Below are 13,203 nucleotides of genomic sequence, written 5' to 3'. Positions count from 1 at the left end.
TGCTTCAAAAAAATTATGCATTCAATAATAAATATTTATGCCTGAAACAATCAATAGAGAATACCAGATTTACATTTAATTTTTAGGAGATTTTTTATGGCTTACTGGCTAATGAAAACCGAACCCGATGAATATTCATATACTGATTTGGAACAAGAGGGAACTACAGTTTGGAATGGAGTTAAAAACGCTTTAGCCCTGAAGCATTTACGTAATATGTCATCCGGTGACTTAGTTTTTATATATCATACAGGCAAACAAAGACAGATAATTGGATTAGCAGAGGTTGTAAGTCAACCTTATCCAGACCCCGCGCTGAATGATAGCAAGCGAGTAGTAGTGGACATCAGGGTAATAAAAAGGATTTCTCAACCATTAACCTTGAAAAAAATCAAGGAAAGTAATCTTTTTAAAGACTTTGATTTATTAAGATTACCAAGGCTTTCCGTGCTCCCCGTATCAGAGTCTTATTGGGATCTTATATTGAAGTTAGCAAAGACTAATAATTGATTTCTGGTGAGAGTTGTAAATTTTGTTCGTAATTATTTCCAATTAACTAGTAAATTAAAGAAAGGGATTTCCGATAATTATCTTCAATAAACTTGTAAATTAAAGAAAGGGATTTTCGCAAAAGTAATGGTGTTGAATTTAATCACTTTCTCGTCTTCCTTACTAGCAACAGAAACAGAGGCACCAGAAAGCTCGCTGGTAGTAGCAGGAGTACTACTAAGTTTAGTCATAGTGTATTTCGCTAGCAAAATTGGTGGTGAATTATCTAATCGTGCAGGCTTACCTGCAGTATTAGGAGAACTTGTTGGTGGTGTAGTAGTCGGTATTTCTGTACTGCATTTGTTAGTATTTCCTGAATCTGGGGCTGATAGTTCTAGCTCTTTGATTATTTCTTTTCTTGAGACAACAACCAAACTTACTCCAGAAAGTGCGGAGAATTTATTTCAAGCCCAGTCCGAGGTTATTTCTGTTTTATCAGAATTGGGTGTGATTATTCTCTTGTTTGAAATTGGTTTGGAGTCCAATCTTAAAGAACTATTAGCTGTAGGTATGCAGGCTTCTGTAGTTGCAATAATCGGGGTAACTGTTCCCTTTGCTGCAGGTACTGCAGGGCTAATGATGTTGTTCGGAATTTCGGCAGTACCGGCAATTTTTGCTGGCGCTGCGCTGACCGCAACCAGTATTGGTATAACTTCCAAGGTACTCTCAGAAATCGGGCAGCTCAATACCAAAGAAGGACAAATTATTTTGGGAGCTGCAGTTATCGATGATGTTCTGGGAATTATTGTCCTAGCTGTAGTTGCTAGCCTTGCTAAAACCGGGGAAGTAGATGTAGCTAATGTTGTCTTCTTGATTATTAGCGCCAGTACTTTTCTTTTGGGAGCGATCGCTTTGGGTAACGTTTTCAATAATTCCTTTGTGGCGGTTGTTGAAAGACTTAAAACCAGAGGTGAATTAGTTATCCCAGCGTTTATCTTCGCTTTTGTTATGGCATACCTTGCCGCTGCTGTACAATTAGAAGCCATCTTGGGAGCTTTTGCTGCTGGCTTGGTTTTGGAAGAAACAGACAAGCGCAAAGAACTGCAAAAACAAATCATTCCTATTGCTGATATTTTAGTGCCAATTTTCTTTGTCACAGTAGGGGCGCAAACTGATTTACGAGTTTTGAATCCAGCCATTCCTAGTAACCGTGAAGGTTTTATTATGGCGGTTTTCCTGATTGTAGTTGCGATTCTCGGTAAAGTAATTACAGGCTTCAGTGTTTTTGGCGAAGCAAAAGTCAACCGTTTGGCAATTGGTGTGGGGATGATTCCTCGTGGTGAAGTCGGTTTGGTATTTTTGGGTATTGGTTCCGCTACTGGCGTACTTTCAGAACCTTTAGAAGCAGCTATCATTTTGATGGTTATTCTAACGACTTTTCTTGCCCCCCCCTTACTACGGTTTGTATTTCCCCAGGAAGACAAATTGGCAACTTCCACTCCTGGAAATTTAGGAGAATCTATGGTTATGGAAACATCCAATTCAATGGTTCCAGCGTCAAGCGATACCGTAATATCGGATTCCTCCTCCAGTTCTGGTAATGGTTAATTTTCTCAAAGATTAACCGATTCATTGCTTGAATTAGTTTCCTTATCCCCACCTTGTAGTGGGGATAAAAGCACCAAATAATTTATTGTTAAATATTTTTTGCGCGTGTGTTGTGTATTTGGTCGTACTTAGTGATACTAAACTTTTATAGCATCGTCCGCATTAATTACTCTCGAGGCAAATTTAAAATTTGGAATAACTGACTATGAAGAAAAATTAGCTGTAAAATTTGGGGGAAAACAGAAAAAGCATGTATAATATATTTCTTATTGAAGTTGGATAAAACACGTAATTTAATATAACTCCTATTAATTTCTTCTATAAATTGAAATTGCATAACTTCATTGAAGTAATAGAGCCCCTTGAATGATAAAAACGATCGCAGAAATGAGCCAGCAACAATCCAGCACAAAAATGCAGAAACTTATACGGCTTCATTTTCGTCCCCTAGAAATATAAATTTTAGGAGTTTTTTTAAATTATTGGCAAGATAGCTGGCAAGATAACTATTATTATTTATTTTTGTCCTTTAGCTCTTCACAAAGTCAATTGTGGTGATATTTGTTTGGGATAATTCAGGATTTGCATCCGCACATCGTTGTCATATTGATTGATAGCGGATATTTTTGACACGGTGCATCGATAGCCATAACCGTACATCCGACAAAAACAAGATGCAAAATAAAGCTTTTTGATTGGGATGTACTGCAGCAGTCACCTCTATCCGTCAAATTTTGGTGTAATCTGATGCTTGTTAAACCGCATTTTCTCGCAAAAAATACATGAATATCCCAAGTCATGCTAAAATTTGACGCCAATGGCTGCGTCTAGGTGCGGGCGCGAAACAATGCATGTGGCACTGAAAATACTTCTTCGTAGTCTTTTACTACGATTAAGAGAATTTTTATCCAAGAATTAGGTCTGAGCGGTAATAATCTTAAGCCACTAAATTGTAATCGCTCTCATAAATGCAAATCAGGAGAAAGCACTGTGAAATTACACTGGTTGATACCTGGTACTCTTTTAACTGTTTCCCTACTATCGTCGCCTGCGGATGCAGCAAAACTGCAGTCTTGGCGTTTTGATGCCAATTTAAATCAGTTAGAAATCAATACTGATGGTGCTGTTCAACCTAAAGCACAATTGATTTTCAATCCCACGCGGTTAGTCATCGATTTACCGGGAGTTAAGTTTGGGCGTCCACAATTAAGAAAACCTGTGGGTGGTGCAGTTCGTACTGTCCGTATTGGTCAATTTAACAAAGAAACAACTCGAATTGTTGTAGAACTTACTCCTGGCTACACATTAGATCCTTCTAAAGTGAAGTTCACAGGAAAAACTCCTAAAAAGTGGATGGTGCAGTTACCAACCCCACAACTGGAAAAGATAAATTCTTCTGCAACAAATGACATTAACGTTGCTGCTCGAAAAAATAGCCGTTCCTCGGTAAAAGGAACTGTAATCAATCGTTCGCAAATTGCCCAAGGTACAACTCAAGGTAAAACTCAAATTCAAAGTTTGCGAGTTACAGGAGATGGGTTATTCCTTCGCACTAGTGGTGGTAGACCAAGTGTGAGAATAAGCCGTAGTAGGGACAAAAAAACTATCGATCTTGAGATTCGCGGCGCACAGCTATCGCCAAATTTAAAAGAACGCGAACAACAAATTAATCGTTACGGCGTTAGTAGTGTTGAATTTTCCCAATCGGAATCAGATCCCTCACGGGTAAAAATGAGATTGAAGGTGAACAAGAACAGTCCCGACTGGCGAGCAACAGTGAGCAGTTTTGGGGGAATAATCATTCTTCCAACTCGTAGAGTGGGAAATCTTCCTAGCCCTCGCATACCTTCAAAAACTCCCAAACCTATTGTTACCCGAAACCCATCACCAAGAAGACCTGTTAGACCTGTCAGACCTATACTTCCACCTAATAGTTCTCTAGCGACGATTAAATCTGTAGAATTGGTTGATGATGGCGAAAAGCTGGAGATTAAAGGCGATCGCAATTTATTTGCTAGCACTACTAGTTGGGATAGGAAAACAGCTATGTTTCTTATCACCATACCCAACGCGCGTTTAGATTCTTCAGTAAGAGGGATTGGCTTCAAACCCAACAGTTCAGTCTTGCGGGTAAGTTTAAAGCAAGAAAATGCGAATACTGTGGGAGTTTATGTCTTACCTGCTTCGCGGACACAGGTTGGTCGTCTGAATACCAGAGGTAAAAAATTAAGTTTAGAGCTAGGAAAAGCACGGCGTATTACACCTCCAATTGCTTTACCACCACTTCCTAGACCAAACCCGATATCATCCCCAGGAAGACAAATTTCTCCACCTTCAGGAAGAACTACACCTGCGAGACGTCCAAATCCTAGAGGACGGGTTGTAGTGATTGTCGATCCAGGACATGGTGGTAAAGATCCGGGTGCAATTGGAATTGGTGGATTGCGAGAGAAAGATGTAATTCTACCAATTAGTCAAAAAGTTGCAGAAATCTTGGAGAAAAATGGTGTCCAAGCCATTCTTACTCGTAAATCTGACTACTTTGTTAGTTTGAAAGGAAGAGTACAGCTAGCAGAACGAGCGAACGCAAATGTTTTTGTTAGTATTCACGCTAATTCTTTAGGTCGGAGCCGTCCCGATATCAGTGGCTTGGAAGTTTATTATTACAATAGTGGCTATGGCTTAGCTCAAAGCGTTCGTAAACGTATTTTAAAAACGGTCAATGTACGCGATCGCAGGGTTAGAAAAGCTAGATTTTACGTGCTTAGGAAATCCTCAATGCCTGCTATTTTAGTAGAAACGGGTTATGTAACAGGTCGGGAAGATGCTGCAAAACTACGACAGCAATGGTATCGAAATAAAATGGCAGAAGGAATTGCCCGTGGTATACTCGATTACCTAAAGCGTTGATAGATGGTTAAATTTTGTCATCATTCCAAAAGTGAAGATAACAAATTGAGTACATTTGATTTTTATTCAACACAAGTGTTTATTTTTAATCAATTAACAGGGAGGAATATTTCATCTTAAAAATAAAAATATCGAAATCCTTTCCTCTTTTACTTTGCGAGGAAAGGTATTGCAGATTTAAGTAAGTTTATACACACTTAAATCTTACAAATATAAACATTTAGATGCTCACAACTAAAGCTTTTCTCTTCAAGGAAAAGCCTTCATCTAAGATGAGTTGAGTCAAAAATTTTTAAGGTTATACAGTTTTAATTTCAAAGTAGTTAAACCTTTAAGGCGGCTTTCATGAAGTCACCTCAATTAGTTAGTGTTTTTGTACTAATAAAATTTTGTTTTTCCTAACTTAAAAACCAATGATTTCTTAAATTATTGAGTTGGAAAAATTTGTATATCCAATGCATTATTTATAATAATAGGAATCCGATTTGAATTTTAAAAACATACTGAGATTCAAAAGTCTATTTTATAAGGGCTGTTGGTAAAAATCTTTTCAAGAATCAAGTATGATTCCTATAGTAAAATATGATAAAGGTCTAATTAACTAGTTATTTGCTAGGTGTGTTTGAGTAATAAGTAAATGTGTGAACATTATTAGCAAAATTATCAGTAAATTTTCAAAACTTTATAAAAAAAACATGGAGCATATACTCAAATCGGTAAAGAATGAGTCTATGTAAGTATAATGCGATTACAATAGCCCAAGCGAATACAAGTATAGTTCAGGGTACACCTATTGAGGTCTAATGCTACAAAATTACTCTACAGATTTAGAACGTGTGAATTTTGTCCTTTTTTATGGTTGAGGCTTTTAGTTCTTAAAAGACATCAGTTTATTTAACTTGCGAAAGTTAACTTGCAGAAATTTAAACAGTTCAACTTAAGTAAATAATAATACTATAATTTATTTAAAATTTCCGATTCAAAAACACCAATTCATATTTGTGTAGCCTCAAAGTATAGCCTAGAAACTATTTTTTAGGTACAAGGTATATAAGGTATGGCTTCATCATACACTTGATACTTGTAAATCCTGGTGTCTTTTTTTACAGGAAATAAATATATAATCTATTAACATTTATGAATGCGATTCAGGAGAAAGCACGGTGAAATTACACTGGTTAGGATCTGGTACTATTTTGGCTACCTTGATGCTAGCATCACCAGTCCGCGCGGGTAAGCTACAATCTTGGAACTTCAATCCCAGTAGAAACAGCTTAGAAATTTATACATCTGATGCTGTTCAACCAGAAGCACAGCTAGTATTTAACCCAACAAGGTTAGTAATTGATTTACCTGATACAGATTTTATTAGTCCTCAACTGAGACAACCAGTTGGTGGGCGGATTCGTAATATCCGCGTTGCTCAATTTAACCGCGATACAACTAGGATTGTTGTTGAATTGGCTTCTGGTTATACCTTAGATCCGAAACGAGTCCAATTTGTTAGTACCACTCCCAACCGCTGGAAAGTTCAATTACCAGATTTACAACGTCAACAGTTAGAATATTCTACTGCTAATAGTTACGAAAATAACCTGAATCCTAACTATCTCAGTCGTAGTAGTCGAGATATTATTTCTCGCAATCCATCAGATACAGCACAGATTGAAAGTATTAGGGTAACTGGGGATGGATTTTTTATCAGAACAAGTGGCGAAAAAGCAAAAAAAATAAAAGTCAAGCGTAGTCGCAATCGCAAAACAGTATATTTAGAAATTTTTGGTGCAAATTTATCACCTACACTCAGAGAAAAGAATTTTCCTGTAGGCAGACATGGCGTTAGTAATATTGAAATTACCAAAGAAGAAGGTAAAAAATCCAAAGTTCGCTTAGCTTTAAAAGTCGACAAAGAAAGCCCAGATTGGCGAGCAAGTTACAGTAGCAATAATGCTTTGATACTGATACCCAAAAGTCCGATTAGTAAATCATCATTAAATAATAGTTCTCAAACTTCTTCTTTCCTTCTTAATCCTTCTAGTAATTCATCTAAGACTACAACTGACGCCTGGATTAGTAGTAATAAATCCCCAGCAAATATTAAATCTTTGGGATTGAGTGCGATTGGGTCACAATTAATGATTAGAGCAGATCGACCCTTAGCTGCAAAAGGTGGTTGGGATAGAAGAACTGGGCTTTACCGTATTAAGATAACTAATGCGAATCTAGCTGAGAACATTCAAGGTCCACGACTCAACGCTTATAGTCCAATCTTACGGGTACGCTTGCAAAAGCAAGACCCACAAACAGTTCTTATTTTTGTTCAACCAGCCCCCGGGGTTCAAATTGGTAACTTGAACCAACTCAGTCCCGACTTGTTAACTTTAGATTTACAAAGAACTGCTGCTAGACGCCCAAGCACAATATTACCACCACTGCCCAGAAGAAATTCTTCACGCTTTCCTAGATCGGTTCCACCATTAAGACGCTCTTGGTCTCCCCCCAATCGACGATACCAAAATGAAAGATTAGTAGTTATGATTGACCCTGGACATGGTGGTAAAGATCCAGGTGCGATAGGTATTGGAGGATTGCGAGAAAAAGATATTATCTTACCAATTAGTATTAAAGTTTCCCAAATATTGCGGCAGAACGGTATTAGAGCTATTCTTACTCGAAATTCTGATTATTTTGTTAGCCTTCGGGGTAGAGTAGATGTTGCTCAGCGAGCAAATGCCAATATATTTGTGAGTATTCATGCTAATTCCTTAGGCTTAGGTCGTCCTGATGTCAGCGGTTTGGAAGTCTACTATTTTGATAGTGGACTTAGGCTTGCTCAAACTGTCCGCCGAAGTATTCTTAGGAGCGTTAATGTCAGAGATCGAAGAATAAGACGGGCAGGATTTTACGTTTTGAGAAAAACTTCCATGCCAGCAATTTTGATTGAAACAGGTTACGTTACAGGTCGTGAAGACGCTGCGAAATTGCGTAGCGCTCAATATCGAGAACAAATGGCACAAGCTATTGCCAATGGTATTCTTCAATATTTGAAGGGGCGATAACAAGTATATTTACAATTTTTAAATACAGGTGCAGTATTATAAATCGATCTTGGACAAGAGTTTAGCGTGCAATTTAGCATAATTAATTCTGTATTTCACCCAATATCTTATTGCAAAAATATAAACTAAAAAATTACCAGTGTTTTCATCTCAATTTTTGGAAGACAATTTTAGAAATTTTTCTGGTTCGGAATCTCAAACATCTCCCATTGGGATTTTCGATAGTGGGGTCGGTGGTCTGACGGTATTGCGTGAAGTATATTTCCAGCTTCCCCAAGAATCTGTAATTTATTTTGGTGATACTGCTCACTTACCGTATGGTATGCGTTCTCAGAGAGAAATTTTGCAGTTTGTTCGTCAAATTTTGACGTGGATGCAACAGCAAAAAGTCAAAATGGCAATTATGGCTTGCAACACAAGCTCAGCTTTAGCATTGGAAACAGTACGTTCTGAATTTCCCTTTCCAATTCTTGGGATAATTTTACCTGGGGCAAAAGCTGCTGTAGAAAAAGGTAGACGCATAGGAGTAATTGCAACTCTTCCTACCGCTAAAAGTAATGCTTACCGCAATGCAATTGTGGAGATCGATCCCGAAATTCAAGTTTGGCAAGTCAGTTGTCCCGAACTTGTACCGCTAATTGAAGAAAATCGAATTTACGATCCTTATACTACTGAAATCACACGATCTTACATAGAACCTTTACTAAATAACCAAATTGATACTTTGGTATATGGTTGTACTCATTATCCCCATTTAGCACCAGTACTACGAACACTTCTTCCTGATAAAGTCAAACTTGTAGATCCTGCCGCTCATTTAGTCAGAGCTTGCGGTCAAGAATTAGATCTACTCAAAATAAAAAATACTCTTACTGCACAACCAACTCGCTTTGCTGTAAGTGGCTGTCCACAACAATTTGCTCAATCTTGCTTACAGCTTTTGGGTTATACACCAAATGTAGAAGTAGTAGATTTAAACAATATTTCTGTTTGCGACTTACGACAAGATATTACTAGTTAAGATAAGAGCTAATAATTGTAGGAATCAGGCAAATAGATTAATTTTGCCCAACTACTGAAGGCAGGTAAGGGGAGAGGGGGGGCTTACAGGTGTAGGTTTTTTACAGAGGGGGGAGAAAAGAACTTTTTATTATTATTAACCCCTCATAACTTATGTGGTGCAGTGCTACCTTAGCTGAATCTTATGAGGTTAGCGGTCTAGGGTAAGCCTACCAAATCCCTAGGTAGCGCAGCTGGTATGGCATTAAGGTCATACTATAGCTGCACTATCTGCGGATCAGCTTTGCTACAGGCTAGCGACAGGGAGGTAATCTCATAAAACTTACGTTAGACTCGCAATAAAAAATTCCTTTGCGTAAGTCCTGAATTAGTTAATGGATACTTTTATTCAAACTGGACTTACTTATTGATCCTACGTCCAGCTTTGGCAGAATAAGTTTGATATTAGAACAGCAAAAAAGTCATTAGTCGCCCTCTAAATACGCGATTAATGACTTTTTCAATAATCCTAGAATAACTTTTCTATGAATTATCTATGCTGCTTGAATATTTCAAATTATTAATTGGTTTAAACGTACTACTTTAATGCTTCCGACGTCAAAGAGACGTTTTGTTCGGCTTCATCTTCACTAGTCGTAGGAAATCCACTCACTGCAGCTTCCCTTTGGCTTCTTTTTGCCAAGGCTAGCAATAAATAAACTGTGAAAAGATAACCACAAGCCAATATAAAAATCATCATAAGCACCTCCCCGTTACACTTGTTCTCCCAGCACTTCTTGTGTGAAAAATATTAAATTTGCTTTACATAGATAGATTTGCTCAATTTACCGCCGTATTATATGGCACATAAAAGTTTGTGATAGAAAAGAAATAACTTCTCTACCCGAAATTATTAAAAATCAAAGTCTAGTACAGATAATAAATACAGTGAAGGCGTACTTCAGATAGCTAGGCACAAATGAACAATACCTGCAAACTGAAACTAATGTACTATTAAAACTGTATAGAATATAATTTTATCTATCGGCGGGGGCAACCTTAAACTCAAGAAACGACACCAATAAGGTGCTTTCCTATTCAAGGACAGCACAACCCTGCAACCAACAAAACTCACACACCACCACTAGAACTAAATTGTTTAATTATTCTGATTATTACAACAGAATATAAATATTCTCTAGCACCAGATGCACTGAGCACTGCCTGGAGCTCTTAACTATCTCGCGTTCAAGTGACAAAATTAAATCCCTTACATATTAGCCTAACATAAGGAGTTTGATTTTTATGCTAACTGCTTAGCCCATTTTCATATTTTCTTTAGAAAATTTCAAAAGTCTTAAATCAGTTAGCATCTGGTTAAAAACCTATTTCGTAGTAGTCGTATGTTTTGCTTTCTATATTTTATTATTACCTAAAAATAGATACATTTTACTTATGATTCATTTAATACTTTTGATATCTTCACAGTATCTTATTATATTTACACGAAAAAATGATACAGACTTTTTATAAGTTTAGTCGCGTTTGCCAAATCGGGGAAAGTTAATATTAATCACTTACGATTAGCTTTAGGATTTGCTTTTTATTACTTCTGCTCTGACGCATGACCCTTGAAATAAGCAAGCGTTAATCAATGTATTCACTGAAGATACTGAGCAAAATATAATACAGCAATATTTTTACAAAAGTTAATTTTTTGGACGTTAATATTTGTATAGTAGCATAAATGACTTACAGTTTGAGGTGTCGAATTTTGTTATTTCTATTTTTTGAATTATCTGTATAAAAAATCGTAGAGAAGGTAAAATCATTTATTTTTAGTCATATTTGATTTTTTTTATGAATTATAGTTGTTAATTTCAGTTAGTCTTGTGTCAGATAACCCAGTTAATCCTTTGCTGGATTACTAGGTTATCTTAAAATGAATATAGAATATGTAATCTTTCGTAACTTAAACCAGAGCCCGCTCATCGATGACCCCAGCCACATCCCTCTTTTCCCCAGTGGAAACAGATCTGCAAATATTAGCAGATAATCTCAAAGAATTAGTTGGAAATCGCCATCCGATTCTTAAAGCTGCAGCAGAACATTTGTTCAGTGCAGGTGGAAAGCGTATCCGACCAGCGATTGTCCTACTGATATCCAGGGCAACCATGAAAGATAAAGATATTACGCTTCGTCACCGACGTTTAGCTGAAATAACCGAAATGATTCATACAGCAAGCTTGGTGCATGATGATGTTGTTGATGAGTCAGATATCAGGCGTGGCGTATCTACGGTTCATAGCTTGTTCAGTAACCGTATTGCAATACTCGCAGGAGACTTCTTATTTGCTCAATCCTCTTGGTATTTAGCTAACCTAGATAATTTAGAGGTTGTCAAATTACTATCAGAAGTGATTATGGATTTGGCAGATGGGGAGATTCAGCAAGGATTACATCGCTTCAACAGCAGTATTTCCCTGGAGACCTATTTAAATAAAACTTACTATAAAACTGCTTCATTAATAGCTAACAGTTCTAAAGCTGCAGGCTTACTCAGTGGAGTTTCTCAAGAAACAGCAGAGCACTTGTACGCTTATGGCCGTAATCTTGGGTTAGCATTTCAAATTGTTGATGACATTTTAGACTTCACTAGTTCAAGTGATACTCTTGGCAAGCCAGTAGGTTCAGATCTCAAAAGTGGTAATTTGACAGCACCAGTATTATTTGCATTTGAAGAGCAACCATATTTGGAGGTGCTTGTAGAAAGAGAGTTTGCCCAATCTGAGGATTTAGATCGAGCAATTGAGTTAATTAAAAATAGCCAAGGTATAAAACGTGCGCGCGAACTAGCAGCTTATCATGCTAGTGTAGCTGTCGAACATCTCCAAGATATTCCTCCCTCTGAATCTCGTCAAGCGTTAATAAATATGGCTGACTATGTATTGAGTCGGCTTTATTAAAATAGAGAAAATTAACTCCCGCAAATTCAACACCGCATAGCAGTACTTTACCCTAAACCTATAGAGTAAAAGTCTGTCTCTAAGGGTGACACACCACTTCTAAGTCATGAAAAACCATATTAATTATTCTTTTTCCTTTTGCCATTTCAGAAGGTAGATTTTTCTTGAGTTTATTAATAAGTACGCTTGAGTGATTCCTAGTGTTTTATACTACCCATGTTTAGAATGCAACGTATTTTTAGATAAATATTCGGTATCCCAGTTAATTTTTCAATAAGTACACTCATATCTCTCTGCTTCTTTAATGGAAGTAGAGAGTTTGAGTAGGCATCATATATTCAATGATGTGTCTGTGATTTTCCTAAAACTTTGTAAAATTCACAATAATTTTGTACGCGACAATTTTTGTCTTCTTAGTTTTACCTATATAAAACTTCTGTTAATTTAAGATTTACTCCAGTAATTAAATAAGGAAATAATCTGTAGTAAAAGTCAGATTTACTACAGAAATTTAATATTGCAACTACAATTTGGCATTAACACTTACCGGTTGGTTTAGGGTGAATATTGAATATCTTTAGCCACGTAAAATTTGAGATATTTATTACCCAAGTCACAATTAGGCTGCGGTTAGTTAATATAAGATAATTTAGGCAATGTCAGGTGGTATCCGATTTACGGAATTCTTCTGTTCTAAAGTTTGCTGTACCAGCTTTTGAAGTTCTAAACGTTTAATTTCTATTGCATTTTGAGTAGTGCCAGGAGTTTCAAAAAACACTATACTATCTACGGGTTCCAATGCGATTAATTGGAACAAAATGTGAACTACTGGAGTTGGTGCAGCTATCATAGATGGATCCGATGCCATTTCGGATTCAATAGAAACATCTTTTGAGGTGGGGAAAGCGTAAACGACTCGTTTTTCTTGCTTGGGATTTGTACGGTTACTCAACGTAGTTAAAACCCATTCTTTATGCATATTTTGCAGAATATAGTATTGGGAATGGCTAAGTTTTTCTGCAAGTGCGCGCAACCCTGGAGCAATTGATTCGACCAATAATGGCGTAACTCCATCTTGGGGTGCACTATTAATCAATGATTGAATTTGTGCTTGTAAATCCATAATAATTTGTTAATTACTTGTGGGTATTGGCTATAACATGAGAGGAAAT

Annotated in this window: 8 protein-coding genes; 6 read left to right on the top strand and 2 right to left on the bottom strand. The window is 36.9% G+C overall.

The window, feature by feature from the left end; all coding sequences use genetic code 11:
• Nucleotides 1-96: 96 nt before the first annotated feature.
• The 5 genes from BC008_RS29235 (at nucleotide 97) to murI (ending at nucleotide 9,087) form a co-directional block, all read left to right on the top strand.
• Nucleotides 97-510 (top strand): EVE domain-containing protein, encoded by a 414-nt coding sequence (locus BC008_RS29235; protein ID WP_027841056.1) that lies wholly within the window; start codon nucleotides 97-99, stop codon nucleotides 508-510.
• Between the two features lie 126 nt (nucleotides 511-636).
• Nucleotides 637-2,097, top strand: coding sequence for a cation:proton antiporter (locus BC008_RS29230; RefSeq protein ID WP_027841055.1), 1,461 nt, complete (start codon nucleotides 637-639; stop codon nucleotides 2,095-2,097).
• Between the two features lie 990 nt (nucleotides 2,098-3,087).
• Entirely contained in the window at nucleotides 3,088-5,007 is a 1,920-nt protein-coding gene (locus tag BC008_RS29225) for an N-acetylmuramoyl-L-alanine amidase (protein WP_027841054.1), read from the top strand.
• Between the two features lie 1,163 nt (nucleotides 5,008-6,170).
• Nucleotides 6,171-8,066 carry an N-acetylmuramoyl-L-alanine amidase gene (locus tag BC008_RS29220; protein ID WP_027841053.1) on the top strand — a complete coding sequence of 632 codons (1,896 nt, stop codon included), beginning with the start codon at nucleotides 6,171-6,173 and terminating at the stop codon, nucleotides 8,064-8,066.
• Nucleotides 8,067-8,205: 139 nt separating this feature from the next.
• Nucleotides 8,206-9,087 (top strand): glutamate racemase, encoded by an 882-nt coding sequence (gene murI / locus BC008_RS29215; RefSeq protein ID WP_027841052.1) that lies wholly within the window; start codon nucleotides 8,206-8,208, stop codon nucleotides 9,085-9,087.
• Nucleotides 9,088-9,663: 576 nt separating this feature from the next.
• Here murI and BC008_RS50780 read toward each other — a convergent pair.
• The gene (locus tag BC008_RS50780; protein ID WP_201026141.1) at nucleotides 9,664-9,825 is read right to left on the bottom strand and encodes a hypothetical protein; all 162 of its coding nucleotides are present in this window, start codon (nucleotides 9,823-9,825) and stop codon (nucleotides 9,664-9,666) included.
• 1,234 nt (nucleotides 9,826-11,059) lie between these two features.
• Here BC008_RS50780 and sds point away from each other — a divergent pair.
• A complete protein-coding gene (gene sds / locus BC008_RS29210) occupies nucleotides 11,060-12,031 on the top strand; it encodes a solanesyl diphosphate synthase (RefSeq protein WP_027841051.1) in 972 nt (323 codons plus the stop codon).
• Between the two features lie 649 nt (nucleotides 12,032-12,680).
• Here sds and BC008_RS29205 read toward each other — a convergent pair.
• Nucleotides 12,681-13,154 (bottom strand): hypothetical protein, encoded by a 474-nt coding sequence (locus tag BC008_RS29205; protein WP_027841050.1) that lies wholly within the window; start codon nucleotides 13,152-13,154, stop codon nucleotides 12,681-12,683.
• Nucleotides 13,155-13,203: the final 49 nt, after the last annotated feature.

The sequence above is a fragment of the Mastigocoleus testarum BC008 genome (assembly GCF_001456025.1).
Lineage (GTDB): Bacteria > Cyanobacteriota > Cyanobacteriia > Cyanobacteriales > Nostocaceae > Mastigocoleus > Mastigocoleus testarum.
Note: the sequence above shows the minus strand (reverse complement) of the source record. Positions and strands in the feature narration are given on the sequence as shown.

Excerpts from the sequence above, each read along its gene's own strand:
- BC008_RS29235 (WP_027841056.1), top strand. The coding sequence starts at position 97 with ATGGCTTACTGGCTAATGAAAACCGAACCCGATGAATATTCATATACT.
- BC008_RS29205 (WP_027841050.1), bottom strand. The coding sequence starts at position 13,154 with ATGGATTTACAAGCACAAATTCAATCATTGATTAATAGTGCACCCCAA.
- BC008_RS29230 (WP_027841055.1), top strand. The coding sequence starts at position 637 with ATGGTGTTGAATTTAATCACTTTCTCGTCTTCCTTACTAGCAACAGAA.
- sds (WP_027841051.1), top strand. The coding sequence starts at position 11,060 with ATGACCCCAGCCACATCCCTCTTTTCCCCAGTGGAAACAGATCTGCAA.
- BC008_RS50780 (WP_201026141.1), bottom strand. The coding sequence starts at position 9,825 with ATGATGATTTTTATATTGGCTTGTGGTTATCTTTTCACAGTTTATTTA.